The following is an 18,087-nucleotide window of genomic DNA, read 5'->3' on the forward strand; positions in this document are numbered from 1 at the left end:
CTGCCTGAACACGGGGCGGCATACATTACCTGTGACCCGGGGAATTGCCGGGTCCCAAGGCATAGTAGCGCCCAGAAACCGAACGGAGGCCGCCATGTTCACCACCCTGGTCGCAGTACTGGTCGCCTTGGCCCTGGGCCATGTCGCGCCTGCCGCGGCCGTGGCGCTGCGTCGATTCGGCTGGTACCGGCGCTGGCTGCAGTGGTTGGACGCTCACGCGGCCGAAACCGGCTTCTGGCGTGGGCGCCACGGCTGGCTGGTGGCGGTGGTTCCGTTCGTGCTGGTGCTGGCCCTGCTGCAATGGGCGCTGCATGACCGCCTGTTCGGGTTGCCGTCGCTGCTGCTGGGCATCGCCACGCTGGTGATGTGCTGGGGTCCGCGCGACCTGGACCGCGACGTGGAAGCGGTGATCGACGCCGATGACGCGCACGCCCGGCATTCGGCCATCGGCCAACTGCAGTCCGCCGGCGGCAGCCTGCACGAGGACGTGCCCTCGCTGGTGGAAGCCACCGTGCTCAACGCACTGCGGCGCTGGTTCGCGGTGCTGTTCTGGTTCCTGCTGCTGGGCCCGGTAGGCGCGCTGGCGTACCGCCTGCTCGCGCTGCTGGCCGTGGGGCCGATGCGCTCGTTGGCCGACGTGGAGACGGTGGTGGGCGCACGCCAGGTGCTGTCGTGGCTGGAGTGGCCGGTGGCGCAGCTGATGTCACTGTCGATGGCGCTGGTGGGCAACTTCGACACGGCCTTCAAGGCCTGGCGCGAGGCGCACGGCAGCAGTTGGGCCGCGTCCACCGATTTTCTGGGCGCCGTGGCGCGCGCCAGTGTCAGTGCCGAACTGCGCGAAGACGCGCACGATTACAGCGATGCGGGCATGGTGCCGGTGTGGCGCCGCCTGCCGGAGCTGCGCGATGCGATGAGCCTGGTCTGGCGCATGCTGTTGTTGTGGATGGCAGCGCTTGCGTTGCTGGTCATCGCCGGTTGGGTGACCTAGGGCGCCAACAGCGCGAACGGCATCCATGGCAGGTTGCGCAGCACTGCATAGCCGACCAGCAGCACCAGCCAGAAGCTGGGATTGGCCAGCACCCGCATCAGCGGGTCCAGTGCGCGCATGCGCACGCCTGCGTTGTTGAACAGCATCAACAGCAGGAAGGGCAGCGAGATCACCAGCAGCGGATTCATCGCCATCGCGCCGGACCAGTCGAAGTGGACCAGCGAATACAGGCAGCGGGTGCTGCCACAGCCGGGACAGTACAACCCGGTCAACGCATACAGCGGGCAACCCGGCAGCGGACTGTTGCTGGCATACGGGCTGACATGACGCAGCACTGCGGTTGCGCCCACGGCCAGCCCGGCCGTGACGGCCAGCGGCGCCCAGCGCGACAGGGTGGAACGGGAAGGCAGGCTCATGACGGCAGAACGGCCCGAGCCGGGCACCCTGCGCGGGCGCCGGACCGGGCCGTCCAAGGGGCGATCAGTAGTTGCCGCCGCTCATTGCGCCGCCAACGCCCATCACCACCACCAGGATGATGTAGAGCACGATGGCCACGACGCCGATGATGGCCGACCACATGGCCCACTTCTTGGCGTTGTTCGACGATTCCTGCGCGCCGGCGATGTCACCCGAGGCCAGCTTGCCATTGACCTGGGCGGCATACACGATCGAGACGATGCCGGCCGGCAGGCAGCAGAACAGGGTGGTCAGGATGGCCCAGACCAGGTGGTTGGGGACTTGCGGGGCAGTGGCGTTCATCAGTGAAGCTCCATTTTCTTGGGTGGGTTGAACGAAGGTTGTTTCACAGGTCGGAAAGAGCGCCCAGCGCGGCCATGCCGCCAAACAGGCCAAACCACAACAGCAGCAGTACCGGCAGGGCCAGCGCCGATGCCAATGCCCATCCACCGGCCTTGCGCGATGCGTCGTAGGCACCGGCCAGGTCGCCGGCCGCGCGACGGCCATCGACCTGGGCCGCGTACACGATCGACACCACGCCCAACGGCAGGCAGCAGAACAACGTTGTCAGGATCGCCCAGACCAGATGGTTGGGGACGACAACGCCCGACGGGGTCGGTGGCGGCAGATGATTCAAGTACGACTCCATTCCATTGGTTGTCCCTTGGCATCTCCCAACGCCAAGCGACACCCCCTATGGGCGGTAATCTACCCGATGTTCCCGCCGATGTATGCGTTTACATGAGCGCCGCAATGGATTTCTTTGCGGAATACCCTGATCTGGTCGCTTTCAGCCTTGATCGCCGCGCAGTGTTCTGACCTGCGCTTCCAGCCCCTCGGCGGTGGCCGCTGCGCCGTCGACCGGCGGGCCGGCCATGACCTCGACGTGGGCGCGCAGGCGGCGCGGCACCCGCATGCGCCCCAGGCGCGTATCGCGCCGGCTCCACATGCTGGCCCACATGCCGCGCAGTGCCATCGGCACCACCGGCACCGGCCGGCGCTCGAGGATTTTCTCCACGCCGGATTTGAAGGCGGCCATTTCGCCATCGCGGGTCAGCGCACCTTCGGGGAAGATGCAGACCAGTTCGCCTTCGGCCAGCGCCTTGTCCACCTCATCGAACGCGGCCTGCATCAGCGCCGGGTCCTCGCGCGCGCCGGCAATCGGAATGGCCTTGGCGGTGCGGAAGATCCAGCGCATCACCGGGATGTTGAAGATCTTGTAATACATGACGAAGCGCACCGGGCGCGGGATCGTCGCCGAGAGGATCAGCGCGTCCATGTAGCTGACATGGTTGCAGACGATCAGCGCGGCGCCTTCATCCGGCACGTTGGCTTCAATGCCATGCAGGCGCAGGCGGTACAGGAAGCGCACCATCACCCAGCTGAGGAACCGCATCAGGAATTCGGGCACGATGGTGAAGATGTAGACCGCCACCACCGCATTGGCGATCGCCAGCGCCAGGAACAGCTGCGGGATCGTCCAGTGCAGGAATTTCTGCGTGGCCAGCGCAATCATCGCCGCGGCGACGATGAAGCCGGAATTCTGGATGTTGAGTGCGGCGAACACGCGCGACATTTCCGACTTGGGCGTGCGGCTCTGGATCAGCGCGAACAACGGCACCACGAAGAAGCCGGTGAACAGACCGATGCCCACCAGGTCGACGATGATGCGCACGCTGCCCGGTGCGGCCACGAAGGCGGCCACGCCCAGGCCCGCCGTGGTGGCGGTGCCGGCGCGCGCGAAGTACAGGTCCAGCATGAAGGCGGTCATGCCGAAGGCGCCCAACGGCACCAGGCCGATTTCCACGGTTCGGCCGGAGAGCTTTTCGCACAGCAGCGAGCCCACGCCGGTGCCGATCGAAAACAGCGCCAGCGCGAAGATGTACAGGGTCGGTTCGCCGCCCAGGTTGACCACCGCATAGGTGGGCAGCTGCGAGGTGAGCATGGTGCCGACGAACCAGAACCACGACACGCCGAGGATGGCATTGGCCACGGCCTTCTGTTTCTTGGCCAGGCGCAGCACCGCCAGCGATTCCGGGATGGGGTTCCAGTTGATCTTCAGGTCGGGCGCGCCGGCATCGACCCTGGGGATCATGCGCGCGGTGATGTTGCCGGCAATGGCCAGCGCGATCACTGCCGTTGCCGCCACGATCGGGCCGAAACTGCCGGCCAGGGTGAAGATGATGCCGCCGCTGATCATGCCGGTCAGGATCGACATGGAGGTGCCCATCTCGACCAGGCCGTTGCCGCCGGTGAGCTCTTCGGGCTTGAGCACCGAGGGCAGCACCGAGTACTTCACCGGGCCGAACAGCGTTGACTGCAGGCCGGTGCAGAACAGGGCGACGAGCAGGATCGGCATGCTCTGGGTGAGGAAGCCGACCGCGGCCAGGGTCATGATCCCGATCTCCATCGTGGTGGTGATCACGATCAGCCGCGATTTCTCCAGCTTCTCGGCGATCTGACCGGCCAGGGCGGAGAACAGGAAGTAGGGCAGGATGAAGATGGCCGGCGCCAGCGTGGTGTACAGCGACTGCTCGGCCTGGCTCACGCCGAGGTAGAACAGCAGGCCGATGATGGCCTGGCGGTATACGTTGTCGTTGAACGCCCCCAGCGACTGCACGATGAAGAAGGGCAGGAAGCGGCGCTGGCGGAGCAGGGCGAACTGACTGTGGCCGGACATGGAATCTCCTTGCGAACCGGCGCAGCCTATCACGCAGCCCCGGTCCCTATTTCGTTCGCTGCGGCGCGCAGCTTGGGCAGCAGGCGCAGCATCAGGCCGATCTGGGTGCGGATCAGCTGCAGCTTCGGCGGCATCTCATCATTGAGCTGCTCCAGCTGCTCGGCCAGGGCCCGGTCGCCCTCGTTGGCGGCCTCGTCCACCGGTTCGCGCCGTTCCAGCGCGCCGGCGATCTGCTGCATGGCCTGCTGCACGCGTTCGCCGCTGGAACGGGCCAAGGGGTCCTGCGCATAGCTGTCCAGCTGCGCGCGGTGGGCGCCGAGCGCGGACAGGTGGCCGAGCAGGGTGTTGGACAGCGCCAGGAAGCGGAAGCCGGCGTCCAGGTTGCCGCGCACGTGGCCCGGTTCGCGCAGCATGTTGGACAGCGCGGTGGACAGGGCGACGTCTGCGTTGTGCATGTCGCGGCGGGCGATGCGGTAGGCCAGGTCGTCCTGCATGCCGCTGCCGTACTGGCCCAGCACCGCCTGCAGGTAGCCGGCGCAGCGTTCAAGCACGCGCGCCATGACCAGGTCGAGGCGGCGGCCCTGCCAGTCGGGCAGGATCAGGAACGCGGCGGCGGCGGCGATCGCGCAGCCCAGCAGGGTATCGACCAGCCGCGGCCAGATCAGCAGGAAGCCATCGCCGATGAGGTTGAAGCAGGTCAGTGCCATCACGGTGATCGCGGCCGAGGCGACCAGGTAGCGGTCGCTGCGGGTAAAGAAGAACAGCAGCGCGGAAAGCAGGGCGATCAACAATTCGATGCGCAGGTCCTGGAACAGCTGCATCAGCGCCCAGGTGAGCACCAGCCCGATCAGGGTGCCGGCGATGCGCTGGGCCAGCCGCTGGCGGGTGGCGCCGAAGTTGGGGCGGCACACGAACACGATGGTGAGCAGCACCCAGGAGCCGTTCTGTGCATTGAACAGGCGGATGGCGGCAAAGCCCACGATCAGCGCCAGCGCCATGCGCAGGCCGTGGCGGAACAGCAGCGAGCCGGGAGTGAGCTGCTGGCGGATGCGCACCCCCATCTCGCGCAGGGTATGCGGGTTGGTGTCGCGCAGGCGGGTATCGACGTTGTCCAGGGTGGATTCGGACTTGGCCGCTTCGGACAGGCGGCGTTCGATGCTCTGCAGGTTGTGGCCAAGCAGTTCCAGCGAGGAGAGCAGGCGCTGCCACTGGGGGTTGTGCTGGGCGCGCAGCCAGGCGAGGGAATCGGTGAGGTCGGCGGTGGCCTGGCGGGTCCGGTCGCCGTACTGGAACGGCCGGCGCATGCGGATGGCGGTGCCCAGGTTGGCACACGCTTCGCCCTGCAGGGCGAGCAGGCGCTGGCAGCGGTAGAGCACGTCGCTGTGGAAGAAGGCGTCGGTGAGCGCGCCATAGGGGTAGTGCGAGGAACTGGCGCGTTCGTGGAAGTCCTGGGCCATGTAGTACAGGCGCAGGTACAGGCCGGATTGCACGCCCGGGCGGCCGGAGCGGCCAAACCGGGCCAGGATGGCGGTCTTGGCGATGTTGAGCGCTTCGACGACGCGGCGGTTCTGTTCGGCCAGGGCCAGCTGGCGCTTCTGCACGTCGGCATCGCGCACCGGTTCGAACAGGTCGGCCTTGAGCTGAAGGTAGCGGCCGAGTTCAAGGTAGAGGCGGGCGAGGCGTTCGCGCACGGGGCGGTTGGCGAACAGGGCGGTCCACAGGATGGACAGCAGGCCGTACCAGAGGGCGCCGGCCAGCAGGTGGCTGACGGCGCTGATGGCCTGGGCGCGGTCGTCGGCGCCGTGCTGTTCGAGGCCGATCATGGTGTAGATGGCCAGGGTGACGGTGGCCTGGGCGATGGAGGCGTAGCGTTCGCCCAGCGCGCCGAGCAGGGTCAGGCTGAAGGTGGACAGGGCCAGGGCCGCAATGAACAGCCACGGCCAGGCGAACAGTTCGACCACGGCGGCGGCGGCCACCACGAAGCACAGCAGGGAGAGGGCGACGGATTTGGTGCGGCCCCACCAGTTGTCGTCGGTTTCGGCAATGGCGCTGGCGATGATGCCGAGGAATACGCCGGGCAGCGCAGGCAGCTGGTCCAGGTGCCAGCACACGCCCATGGCCATGGACAACGCAATGAACACCCGCAGCCCGTAGCTGGCCTTCTCATGCGCCCACAGGCGACTCAGGCGGGATTCTCGGGCGGACATGCGGACTCGTCGGGCGGTGGCGCCTCATTATTGCGTCATCGCGGTGAAGCCGACATAGCCGGTTGGCAGGTACCCACCCCCGCCGGCCTCACCGCTCGCAAAAAATGAAACGACAGGCTGTTACGCCCTTTGCTTACAGATCAAACCTGACGCTGACCGCGAACGTGCGCGGCAGGCCGATGCCGGCGTTGGACCAGTACTTCCTGTTGGTGAGGTTTTCGACGCTGGCGCGCCAGGTGACCGGGTGGCCGTTGGCCTGCATGCGGTAGCCGATGCCGGCGTTGACCAGGGTGTAGTCGGGCAGCTTGAGGGTATTGTCGGCGTCGTAGTACACGTCGCCGTAGTAGCGGGCCAGCGCGTACAGGCCCAGGCCTTCCACCTGCGGCACGCTGTAGTCGGCGTGCACCACGCCGTTCCAGCGCGCTGCGCCGGCGGTGCGGTTGCCTTCCTGGGTGCTGCTGTCGGGCGAGAGCTTGTCGTAGGTCGGGTCCAGCCAGGTCACGCCGCCGCCGAGGGTGAAGGCATCGGTCAGGCGGACGTCGCCGCTGACTTCCACGCCTTCGTACAGGGTGATGCCGTCCTGCACCAGCAGTTTGCCGCCGCTGGTCAGGCGGTCGATGTTGGCACCGCGCTCCAGTCGGAACGCAGCCGCGTTGGCGTTCCAGCGTGGGTACTCGATCTTGGCGCCGATCTCGAACTGCTTGCTGATGGTCGGATCGAGCACGTCGCCGGCGTTGATGTAGTCGCTGCCCACCCGGCTGCCCGCTTCCAGCGATTCGACGTAGCTGGTGTAGAGCGTGACTGCATCGGCCGGCTTGAACATCACCGCGTAGGTCGGGGTGACCGGGTAGGTGTGGTAGGCGCCCTTGGTCTCGAAGTCGTTGTAGCGCGCACCGGCCAGCACCGACCAGCCGTGGCCGAAATCCACCGTATCGCTGACGAACACCGCCTGCTGTACGGTTTCGCTGCCGCGGGTGAGCTCCTGCGAACCGACGGCGTCATGGCGCAGGGTGGGGCGCTGGTAGAGGTTGCCACGGCCGATGGTGTTCCATTCGTATGGGCGGTCCCAGCCCAGCCCGGTCTGGTGCGAGACGCCGGCGACGACCTGGTGCGACAGCGGGCCGGTCTGGAAGCGGCCCTGCACGATGGCCTGGGCCAGCTTCCACTCGCTCTTGCCGCCGAGCTCGTAGACGTTGACGTCGTAGTCGCCATTGACGTCGTCGATGTAGGCGAAGATCTTGTTCACGTCGTTCCACGACGAGGTGTAGCCATAGCTCAGGCTGGCCTTCCAGTCGTCGTTGATCTGCCAGTTCAGTGCAGTGGAGAGCAGGCTGGAGCGGGTGTCGTAGAAGGTGCCCGGAATGGCGTTGTTGACATCGCCGGCGATCGGGCGCGGCAGTTCGGTCAGGCCGATGAAGTAGTACTGCGGCGATTCCTCGCTGAGATCGCGCTCCTGGAACACGCCATCGAAGGTCCAGGTGAGCGCATCGCCCAGGCGTGCATCCAGCGACAGCGCACCGACCTTGCGGTTCACTTCGCCACCGTTGAAGGTTTCGCCCTTCTCCTGGTAGGCGTTGAAGCGGTAGCCGAACATGTCTTCGTTGCCGAAGCGGCCGCCGACATCGACCTGGCCGCTGACGATGCCCTGTTCCCGCCAGCCGAGCTGCGCGGAGAAGGTGGGGGCATCGGTGGGCTTCTTCGTGACGTAGTTGATGATGCCGCCGGGCTGGCCGAAGCCGTACATGAAGCCGCCCGGGCCCTTGAGCAGTTCCACCTGTTCCATCACTTCCAGCGGCCACTCGGTACCCCACGAGGACACCTGCAGGCCGTTGACGCGGTAGCTGTCGTAGCTGAGATCGATGCCGCGGTTGCGGATCGGCGAGCTCCAGCCACTGGCGTAGGCGCTGACCTGGGTGACCACCGACGGGTCGGTCAGGAACGCCTCGCCCAGCGAGACCACCTGGCGCTTCTCGATGTCCTCGCGGCCGATGACGGAGATCGCGAACGGGGTATCGCGTACCGGGCGGTCGCCCAGGGCGCCGGTTTCGGTGTGGGTGCGTTCGGCGGTGACTTTCACCGCGTCAAGCTCGGTGGCCGAGCGGGATTGGCCGTGGGCCGCGCAGGCCAGGGACAAAGACAGGGCGAGCAGGGCCGGGCGCAGGGCGTGGCGCGGAAGTACGGAAGCAGGCATCGAGTGGGGGTCCTCTGCGGACAGCAGCACACCGTCCGCGATCAGTTGAAAGCGGAAGAAGAGGGCGTGGCTGAGTCGGGGCACTGCCCGCGAAGGCGGAGTCAGCGCGGTGCGCGAGGCGCGGCAGGACCGTGGCTGATGCGAATTGTTCTCTTTTGAGTGGTCCGCGTCAAATGATTGCCAGGGACGCCGCCAAGAGCGTACCGACCAACGGTCGGTACCTACCGGGATTGCGAGCACCACGGATGCACGGAGGCCGCGGTAGCGCACGACCGTTGGTCGTGCGGCGCCGCGCAGCGGCGGGCGTTACGCGCGCGCTGCCCGCTTTACCAAGGCCTTCTCGCGCCGGCGTGCGCGCCAGCCGCGCCAGTGCTGCTGCAGGCACGAGAAGATCACATACAGCGCCGGGGTGCTCAGCAGGGTCAGGCTCTGCGAGAACAGCAACCCGCCGATCATCGCGATGCCCAGCGGGCGACGCAGCTCGGACCCTTCACCAAGGCCGATGGCCAGCGGCACCGCCGCCAGGATCGCCACCATGGTGGTCATCATGATCGGGCGGAAGCGCACGATGCTGGCCTCGCGCACCGCTTCCAGCGGGCTCTTGCCGTGCTCACGCTGGGCCACCACGGCGAAGTCGATCATCATGATCGCGTTCTTCTTGACGATGCCGATCAGCAGCACCAGCGCAATCATCGAGATCACCGACAGCTCGGTATTGGTCACGAACAGCGCCAGCAGCGCGCCCACGCCCGCCGCCGGCAGCGTGGACAGGATCGTCACCGGGTGCACCAGGCTTTCGTACAGCATGCCCAGCACCAGGTACACGGTGATGATGGCGGCCAGCACCAGGATCAGCATCGAATTGGGGTTGAGCTGCACGTTGAAGCCGCCGCCATCGCTGATGCGGATGTCGCCGGGCAGGCGCAGCCCGTCCACGGTGGCCTTGATGATTGCCTCGCCTTCGCCGGTGCTCACGCCCGGGGCCAGGTTGTAGCTCAGGTCCATCGTGGTGTACTGGTTCTGGTGGGTGATCTGCGGCGGGGCCAGCCCGGGGACCTGGCGCGCCACGGCGGTGATCGGGATCATCTCGCCGTTGCCGGCACGCACGTGGATCTCATCCAGCGCGCGCGGGGTGGCGGTCTGCTCCGGCAGCGCGTTGACCACCACGCTGTACTGGTTGATGTCCGAGTAGATCGTCGAAATCTGCCGCTGGCCGAACGCGCCGTACAGCGCGCCATCGATCGCGCCGACCGACACGCCCAGGCGCGCGGCCTTGGCCCGGTCGATCTCGATGTTCTGGCGCAGCCCGGCGGTGTCCACGTCGGTGCCGACGTCGCGCAGCATGGGGTTCTTCTTCAGTGCGGCCTGCACCTTGGGCAGCCATTCCTGCAGCTGGGCCAGGTCGTTGCCCTGCAGCGACACTCGGTACTGCGCGCCCTGGCTGTTGCCGCCGCCCCCGTCGCTGGGAAGATCCTGGATCGCGCGCAGGCGCAGCTCCAGGTCGGGGTAGCGGTCGGCCTTGGCGCTCAGCCGTGCCAGCGCCTGCGCGGTGGTTTCGCGGCGGCCTTCCTTGCGGGTCTTCAGCTCGATGTTGAACTGCGCGCTGGAACCCTGGCGGCCACTACCCAGGCGCACGCCCACGGTTTTCACCGCCGGGTCGGCCATCAGCATGTCGGTGATGCGGCGCTGGCGGTTGACCATGTCTTCGAAGGATACCGTCGCGCTGGAGTTGGCGCGGCCCCAGATCAGGCCGGTGTCCTGCGGCGGGAACGAGCCCTTCTTGACCGCGCCCGCCAGCATCACCGTGGCCACGATCAGCAGGATCGGGGTCAGCGACAGCAGCAGCGCGTGGCGCAGCGAGAAGTCCAGGCAGACGGTGTACACGCGCAGCATGCGGTCGTGGGTGGCATCCAGGAAGCGGCCGATCCGCGAGGGCTTGTCCGGCTCCGTGTGGGCGCTGAGGAAGCGGCTGCACAGCGCCGGGGTGAGCGTGAGCGAGACGATCATCGAGACCACGATGGCGGCCACCAGGGTCACGGTGAACTCGCGGAAGAACGCACCGACCATGCCGCTGGCAAACAGCAGCGGAATGAACACCGCCACCAGCGAGGCGGTGATGGAGACGATGGTGAAGCCGATCTCGCGGGCGCCGGTCAGGGCCGCCTGCATGCGCGGCATGCCTTCGTCGAGGTGGCGCATGATGTTTTCGATCACCACGATCGCGTCATCGACCACGAAGCCGATCGCGATCACCAGCGCCAGCAGGCTCAGGTTGTTCAGGGTGAAGCCGAACACGTACATCACCAGCGCCGCACCGGCCAGCGACAGCGGCACGGTGATCGCCGCGATCAGGGTCGGTGCCAGCCGGCGCAGGAACAGCGCCATGGTCAGGATCACCATCGCCAGGCTGATCAGCAGGGTGATCTGCACTTCGTGCAGCGACGAGCGGATGGTCGGGGTTCGGTCGAAGTACGGGGTGAGCGTGGTGCCCGGCTGCAGGTAGTCGCGCAGCATCGGGATCTGCGCCTTGACCCGGTCCACCGTCTCCACGATGTTGGCCCCGGCGCGGGTGAACACGTACATCACCACCGCCGGTTTGTGGTCGAACCACGCGGCCTGGTAGGCATCCTGCTGGCCGTCGTAGACGTTGGCCACGTCCTTCAGGCGGATCACCCGGCCATCATCCTGGGTCTTGATCACCAGGTTGGCGAAGTCGGCCGCGCGCGCCACTGAATCGTTGGCGATGATCGCCGTGGTGGTGTTGCCGTCGGTCAGGAAGCCGGTGGGCGAGGTCACGTTGGCGGCGCGCACCGCATTGCGCAGGTCATCCGGGGTGAGGTTGAGCGCATTGAGCAGGCGCAGGTTGACGTCCACCCGCACCGCCGGGGTGGAGGCGCCGGCGATGTCCACCGACGACACCCCGCTGATCTGGCGGATGCGCTGGGCCAGCAGCGAATCGGCCACGTTGTACAGCTCATCGGCCGATTGCGTCTGCGAGGTCAACGCAATGGCGATCACCGGATCGTCGTTCGGGTTGGCCTTCTGGAACATCGGCGAACCCAGCCCGGAGGGCAGGTCGGCCTGGGCCGAGTTGATCGCGGTCTGCACGTCCAGCGCGGCCGAATCGATGTCGACCCCGCTCTGGAAGATCATGAAGACCAGCGAGCTGCCTTCGGAGCTGGACGAGCGCATCTGGTCCACGCCGGGCAGCTGGCCCAGGTGGCGCTCCAGCGGCGCGGTGACCGTGGAGGCCATGGTGGTGGCGTCCGCGCCGGACTGGCTGGCGTGCACGAAGATCACCGGGATCTGGATGTTCGGCAGCGCCGACACCCCCAGCTTCAGGTAGCACATCAACCCGACCACGAACAGGCCGATGGCCAGCAGCGCGGTGCCGATCGGGCGGCGGATGAACGGGCCGGAGATGTTCACGCGCGGTCCTGTGCGGTGGCGTTGCGCAGCGCGCGCTGTTCACGGCGCTGGCGCAGCCATTCGGAGTAGCGCTCCATGTACAGGTAGATCACCGGCGTGGTGTACAGCGTGACCAGCTGCGAGATCAGCAGGCCGCCGACGATGGCGATGCCCAGCGGGCGGCGCAGCTCCGACCCGATGCCGGTGCCCAGCGCCAGCGGCAACGCGCCCAGCATGGCCGCGGCGGTGGTCATCATGATCGGGCGGAAGCGCAGCAGGCAGGCGCGGCGGATCGCTTCGTGCGCGTTGGCACCGGCGCGGCGCGCCTCGATGGCGAAGTCCACCATCATGATGCCGTTCTTCTTGACGATGCCGATCAGCAGCACGATGCCGACAATGCCATCCACCGACAGGCTCAGCCCACACACCATCAGCGCCAGCAGCGCGCCCACGCCGGCCGGCGGCAGGGTGGAGATGATCGTGATCGGGTGGATGTAGCTCTCGTACAGCACGCCCAGCACGATGTAGATCACCACCAGCGAGGCCAGCAGCAGCCACACCACGTCGGTCTGGCTGCCGGTGAACTCGGCGGCCTTGCCGATGAACTGCGCGTGCACCTGCGCCGGCATGTCCAGGCTGGCGCGGGTTTCCTCGATCGCCTTGACCGCATCGGACAGCGAATAGCCCGGGGCGATGTTGAACGAGACCGTCACCGCCGGCAGCTGCTGCTGGTGGCTGACCACCAGCGGGGTGCTGGTGACCTTGCCCTCGGCCAGCGCGGCCAGCGGAATGATGTTGCCCGCACCCACCGGAATACCGGTGTTCTGCGCGCCGATACCGGTGGCGCTGGAGGAGTTGGACGAGGTGACCTGGCCGAAGTTGGTGGCATTGCTGCCGGTCAGCGCGCCGGCGCCGTTGGAGGCCACCGCCAGCTGGTTCATCAGGGCGGTGCTGGTGCGGAACTCCGGCGCCACTTCCAGCACCACGCGGTACTGGTTGAGCTCGGTGAAGATGGTCGAGATCTGGCGCTGGCCGAAGGCGTCGTACAGCGTGTCGTCGATGGTCTGCATCGGCACGCCCAGCACGCTGGCCTTGTCGCGGTCGATGTTCAGCTCCAGCGCGCGGCCCTGGTTGGACAGGTTGTTGTCCACGTCGGCCAGTTCCGGACGCTGGCGCAGCGCCTCGGTCAGGCGGGTGGCCTGCAGCGCGACCTGCGCGCTGTCCACGTCCGACAGCGAGTACTGGTACTCGGTGGCGGCCACGCGGGTGTCCAGGGTCACGTCCTGGACCGGCTTGAGGTACAGCGCCACCCCGGGGATGCCGGCCACGGCTTTCTGCAGGCGCGGCAGGATGTCTTCCAGCCCGTCGCGGTCGCCGCGCTCCTTCAGCACGATCGACAACTGGCCCTGGTTGAGCGTGGGGTTCATGCTGCCGGCGCCGATGAAGGCGGCCACGCCGGTCACCGCCGGGTCCCTGCGCAGCGCTTCGGCCACCGCCTTGGTGCGCTGCTCCATCTGCGGGAACGCGATGTTCTGGTCGGCCTGGACCACGCCGGTGATCAGCCCGGTGTCCTGCTCGGGCAGCAGGCCCTTGGGAATGACGATGTACAGCACCACGGTCAACACCAGCGCGCCGGCGGCCACCGCCAGGGTCATGCGCTGGTGGTCCAGCACCCAGTCCAGGCTGCGTTCGTACAGGCCGACGGTGCGGCTCCACACGGTCTGCTTGCCGGCGGCATGCGCACGCTCGTGCGCATCCTCGCCTTCGGGCAGCGCGTCGGGCTTGAGCAGGTAGGCGCACATCATCGGGGTGAGGGTCAGCGAGATCAGCATCGACAGCACCACCGCGATGCTCAGCACCCACGCGAACTCGTGGAACAGGCGGCCGGTGACGCCGGGCATCAGCAGCAGCGGCAGGAACACCGCCACCAGCGACACGGTCAGCGACAGCACGGTGAAGCCGATCTGGCGCGCGCCGATCTCGGCCGCTTCCGGGCCGCTCTTGCCCTGTTCGATATAGCGCACGATGTTCTCGATCATCACGATCGCATCGTCGACCACGAAGCCGGTGGCCACCACCAGCGCCATCAGCGACAGGTTGTCCAGCGACATGCCGGCAAACGCCATCACCCCGAACGTGCCCGCCAGCGACAGTGGCACCGCCACCGAGGGAATGATCGTGGCCCACAGGCGGCGCAGGAACACGAAGATCACCGCCACCACCAGGCCGATGGTCAGGATCAGGGTGAACTGCACTTCATGCACGGAGGCGCGGATGGTCTCGGTACGGTCGGAGAACACTTCCAGGTGCACGTCGGCCGGCAGCACGTTCTGCAGCTGCGGCATCAATGCGCGGATGCGCTCCACCGTCTGCACGATGTTGGCACCGGGCTGGCGGCGGATCTCCAGCAGTACGGCCGGCTTGCCATCGGCCCAGGCGGCGAGCTGGTCGTTCTCCACGCCGTCGACCACCTCGGCCACGTCCGCCAGCCGCACCGGCGCGCCGTTCTTGTAGCTGATGATGGTCTCGCGGTACTCCGCCGCGCTGGTCAGCTGATCGTTGGTGCCGATGCTGTAGGACTGGGTCTTGCCGTTGAGCGAGCCCTTGGGCGCGTTGACGTTGGCCTGGGTCAGCGCGCTGCGCAGGTCTTCCAGGGTCAGGCCCATGTTGGACAGCTGCGCCGGGTTGACCTGGATGCGCACGGCCGGGCGCACGTTGCCGGCGATCGACACCAGGCCCACGCCCTGCACCTGCGACAGGCGCTGGGCCAGGATCGAGTCGGCGTAGTTGTTCACATCGCGCAGCGGGCGCGTGTCGGAGGTGAGCTTGAGGGTGATGATCGCCGCGTCGGCCGGGTTCACCCGGTTGTAGACCGGCTGGTACGGCAGCGATGACGGCAGGGTGGCCTGGCGGATCGCGGCCTGCACGTCCTGTGCGGCGATGTCGATATCGCGGTCCATCGAAAACTGCAGGATGATCGTGGACAGGCCGGCCGACGAATCGGAGGTCATCAGCTCCAGCCCGGAGATCTGCCCGAACTGGCGCTCCAGCGGCGTGGTCACCAGCGAGGCCATGGTGGTCGCATTGGCACCCGGGTACTGGGTGGTGACCACCAGGCTGGGCGCGTCGATTTCCGGCAGCGCCGACACCGGCAGCTGGCGGTAGCCGAGGATGCCGAGCAGCAGCAGGCCCGCCATCAGCAGCGAGGTGGCGATGGGGCGGCGGATGAAAATCGTCGAAAAGCCCACGGGCGGATCCTTGCTGTTACGTCAGACGGCGATGCGGGAGGCGAACGCCGGCCACCTGGCCAGCGTTGGGGACACGGCGTGCGCGGTCAGCGCGGGCCGCCGCCACGACGCCCACCGGGGCCCTGTTTCTGCGCGGCGGCCTTGAGTTCGGCCTCGGTCGGCGCGGCCGGCGTCTCGCCCGGCTTCAGCGCGGTGACCTTGCTGCCCGGCTTGAGCCGGAACTGGCCTTCGCTGACCACCCGCTCACCTCCCTTCAGGCCTTCGGTGATCTGGATGTTGCTGTCGCCCACTTCCACGCCGCTCTTCACGGTCTGCATGGCCACCGTGTTGTCCGGCTTGACGATATAGACGTACTCGCCATCGGGCCCGCGCATGACGGCCTGAGTGGGGATGACCACGCCGCCGGAAATGGTGCGCAGCTGCATGCGCACGTTGACGAACTGGCCCGGCCACAGGGTGTTGTCCTGGTTATCGAACAGGGCGCGCGCGCGGAAGGTGCCGCTGTCGCTGCTGATCTGGTTGTCCACCACGTCCAGCGTTCCGCCATCGGTGAGTACGTGCGAGTCGTTTCGGTCCAGCGCGGCGATGGACACCGGGCCGGCCTGCTGGGCCTGGCGCACGTCCGGCAGCTGGCGTTCGGGCAGGTTGAACACCACGTGGATCGGGTGGATCTGGGTCAGGGTGACCAGCGCGGTACCGGCGCTGACCACGTTGCCTGCATCCACCGCACGGATGCCGGCAATGCCGGAGATGGGCGCGGTCACGCGGGTGTACTGCAGCTGCACCTGGGCCGCGCGCATGCTGGCCTCATTGGCCGCCACCGCGCTTTCGTACTGGGCCACCTGGTTGCGCTGGGTGTCCAGGTCGGTCTTGGCGACGTACTGGCGGTATTCGGGCGAATTGGAGCGCTGGTAGTTCGAGCGCGCCGTGGCCAGCTGGGCCTGGTTCTGCTTCTTGGCCGCCGCCGCTTCGTCATAGCTGGCCTGCAGCGTGCGCGGATCGATCTGCGCCAGCAGGTCGCCCTGCTTCACTTCCTGGCCTTCCTTGAAGTTCAGGCTGATCAGCTGGCCGCCCACCTGCGGGCTTACGGTCACGGTGTTCATCGCGCTTACCGTGCCCAGCGCGCTGGCGTAGACCGGCACATCCTGGCGGGCCGCGTCGATCACCGTCACCGGCACCGGGCCGGTATCGCGTTCTCCGTCCTTGCCGGCCTCGGCCTGCGCCCCTGGCTTGGCATCCTTGCCCTTGCCACCGTTGAGCAGGTGCATGCCGACCAGCCCCACCACCAGCACTGCGATCACCAGCAGCACGATCTTCCAGAAACGCGACATTCAAAACTCCTGAGGCTGGCGAAGGGCGGGGCCCGGTTGGCAGTGGCAAAGCATACCCGCCACCCGTGTCCTTTAATGCATGACAAATGGGACGGGCGGTCAGACCCGCAAGCGCCGACAAGGTTCAACCGACGACGGTTGCTTTTCCGGACGACGTTCCCGGGCGCCGAAAGTTACAGCGAAAACCACCCCGATGCCCTACATTCAGGTTCAAGCCCCTGGAACCCCGTCGGAGACCCGAATGCCCCGTCTGTCGCTGCTGCTGTCCGCCCTGCTGCTCGCCTCGCCCGCGCTGGCCGCCACCGCCCCGGCAGAACGCCCGGAAGTCACCGCCGCCGCCGCTCGTCTGCAGGCCCAGGTAGTGCAGTGGCGCCGCGACTTCCACCAGCACCCGGAGCTGTCCAACCGCGAAGAGCGCACCTCGGCCAAGGTGGCCGAACAGCTGCGTGCGATGGGCCTGAAGCCCAGGACCGGCATTGCCCATCACGGCGTGGTGGCCATCATCAAGGGCGGCAAGCCCGGCCCGCGCATCGCCCTGCGCGCGGACATGGACGCGCTGCCGGTGACCGAACAGACCGGCCTGCCGTTTGCCTCCAAGGCCACCAGCACCTATCGCGGCGAACCGGTGGGCGTGATGCACGCCTGCGGGCATGACGCCCACACCGCCACCCTGCTTGGCGTGGCCGACGCGCTGGTGAAGATGCGCGAGAACCTGCCCGGCGAAGTGATGCTGATCTTCCAGCCTTCCGAAGAAGGCGCGCCGCCGCCGGAAGAGGGCGGTGCCGCGTTGATGCTCAAGGAAGGCCTGTTTGCCGACTTCAAGCCGGATGCCGTGTTCGGCCTGCACGTGTTCTCCAGCGTCCAGGCCGGGCAGATCGCCGTCCGCGGTGGCCCGCTGATGGCGGCCTCGGACCGCTTCGGGATCAAGGTGATCGGCCGCCAGACGCATGGTTCTGCGCCGTGGAACGGGGTCGACCCGATCGTGGCCACCGCCGACCTGGTGGGCACCGCGCAGACCATCGTCAGCCGTCGCTCCAACATCTCCAAGCAGCCGGCGGTGGTGTCCTTCGGCGCGATCAAGGGCGGCATCCGCTACAACATCATTCCCGACGAAGTGGAGATGGTGGGTACCATCCGCACCTTCGACGAAGGCATGCGCCAGCAGATCTTCGCCGACCTGCGCAACGTGGCCGAGCACACCGCCGCCGCGCATGGCGCCAAGGCGGAAACGGAAATCTTCGAAGCCGAGGGCAACCCGGCCACGGTCAACGACCCGGCCCTGACCGCGCGCATGCTGCCCAGCCTGCAGGCCGTGGTCGGCGAAGCCAACGTGTACGAGCCGCCGCTGCAGATGGGCGCCGAAGACTTCTCGCTGTATGCCCAGCAGGTGCCGGGCATGTTCTTCTTCGTCGGCTCCACCAGCGAAGGGATCGACCCGGCCAAGGCGCCGGCCAACCACTCCCCGAAGTTCCTGCTCGATGAGAAAGCACTGGATGTGGGCCTGCGGGCGTTGTTGCAGGTGAGCCTGGATTTCCTCAACAGCCCGACGCCGGGCTGAGGTCGCACGACCAACGGTCG

Annotated in this window: 11 protein-coding genes; 2 read left to right on the forward strand and 9 right to left on the reverse strand. The window is 67.3% G+C overall.

The window, feature by feature from the left end; genetic code table 11:
• Positions 1-94: 94 nt before the first annotated feature.
• Positions 95-988: a regulatory signaling modulator protein AmpE gene (gene ampE / locus ACQG3P_RS09965; RefSeq protein WP_426804940.1), complete on the forward strand. Its 894-nt coding sequence runs from the start codon at positions 95-97 to the stop codon at positions 986-988.
• On the opposite strand, the gene ACQG3P_RS09970 is transcribed toward ampE, so the two are convergent.
• The 9 genes from ACQG3P_RS09970 to ACQG3P_RS10010 all read right to left on the reverse strand — a co-directional run bounded on the left by ACQG3P_RS09970 (position 985) and on the right by ACQG3P_RS10010 (position 16,509).
• The gene (locus tag ACQG3P_RS09970; RefSeq protein ID WP_426804941.1) at positions 985-1,404 is read right to left on the reverse strand and encodes a DUF2752 domain-containing protein; all 420 of its coding nucleotides are present in this window, start codon (positions 1,402-1,404) and stop codon (positions 985-987) included. The two genes, ampE and ACQG3P_RS09970, sit on opposite strands and share 4 nt — an antisense overlap.
• A gap of 64 nt (positions 1,405-1,468) precedes the next feature.
• Complete coding sequence (locus ACQG3P_RS09975; RefSeq protein WP_068854269.1) at positions 1,469-1,747, reverse strand: CD225/dispanin family protein; 279 nt, start codon at positions 1,745-1,747, stop codon at positions 1,469-1,471.
• A gap of 43 nt (positions 1,748-1,790) precedes the next feature.
• Positions 1,791-2,081 carry a CD225/dispanin family protein gene (locus ACQG3P_RS09980; protein WP_414715859.1) on the reverse strand — a complete coding sequence of 97 codons (291 nt, stop codon included), beginning with the start codon at positions 2,079-2,081 and terminating at the stop codon, positions 1,791-1,793.
• A 153-nt stretch (positions 2,082-2,234) separates the two neighbouring features.
• The gene (locus ACQG3P_RS09985; protein ID WP_095363137.1) at positions 2,235-4,124 is read right to left on the reverse strand and encodes an MFS transporter; all 1,890 of its coding nucleotides are present in this window, start codon (positions 4,122-4,124) and stop codon (positions 2,235-2,237) included.
• A gap of 29 nt (positions 4,125-4,153) precedes the next feature.
• Positions 4,154-6,331 (reverse strand): YccS family putative transporter, encoded by a 2,178-nt coding sequence (gene yccS, locus ACQG3P_RS09990; protein ID WP_426804942.1) that lies wholly within the window; start codon positions 6,329-6,331, stop codon positions 4,154-4,156.
• Positions 6,332-6,464: 133 nt separating this feature from the next.
• A complete protein-coding gene (locus ACQG3P_RS09995; RefSeq protein WP_426804943.1) occupies positions 6,465-8,522 on the reverse strand; it encodes a TonB-dependent siderophore receptor in 2,058 nt (685 codons plus the stop codon).
• A gap of 306 nt (positions 8,523-8,828) precedes the next feature.
• Positions 8,829-11,951 carry an efflux RND transporter permease subunit gene (locus tag ACQG3P_RS10000; protein ID WP_426804944.1) on the reverse strand — a complete coding sequence of 1,041 codons (3,123 nt, stop codon included), beginning with the start codon at positions 11,949-11,951 and terminating at the stop codon, positions 8,829-8,831.
• Complete coding sequence (locus ACQG3P_RS10005) at positions 11,948-15,178, reverse strand: efflux RND transporter permease subunit (protein WP_426804945.1); 3,231 nt, start codon at positions 15,176-15,178, stop codon at positions 11,948-11,950. The genes ACQG3P_RS10000 and ACQG3P_RS10005 overlap by 4 nt, the downstream gene beginning before the upstream one ends.
• A gap of 86 nt (positions 15,179-15,264) precedes the next feature.
• Positions 15,265-16,509 carry an efflux RND transporter periplasmic adaptor subunit gene (locus ACQG3P_RS10010; RefSeq protein ID WP_426804946.1) on the reverse strand — a complete coding sequence of 415 codons (1,245 nt, stop codon included), beginning with the start codon at positions 16,507-16,509 and terminating at the stop codon, positions 15,265-15,267.
• A gap of 241 nt (positions 16,510-16,750) precedes the next feature.
• On the opposite strand from ACQG3P_RS10010, the gene ACQG3P_RS10015 reads away from it, so the two are divergent.
• Positions 16,751-18,067 (forward strand): M20 family metallopeptidase, encoded by a 1,317-nt coding sequence (locus tag ACQG3P_RS10015; RefSeq protein WP_068854262.1) that lies wholly within the window; start codon positions 16,751-16,753, stop codon positions 18,065-18,067.
• The last annotated feature ends 20 nt before the right edge of the window (positions 18,068-18,087 follow it).

The organism is Stenotrophomonas sp. SrG, from assembly GCF_050031795.1.
In the GTDB taxonomy this organism is placed as follows: domain Bacteria; phylum Pseudomonadota; class Gammaproteobacteria; order Xanthomonadales; family Xanthomonadaceae; genus Stenotrophomonas; species Stenotrophomonas rhizophila_A.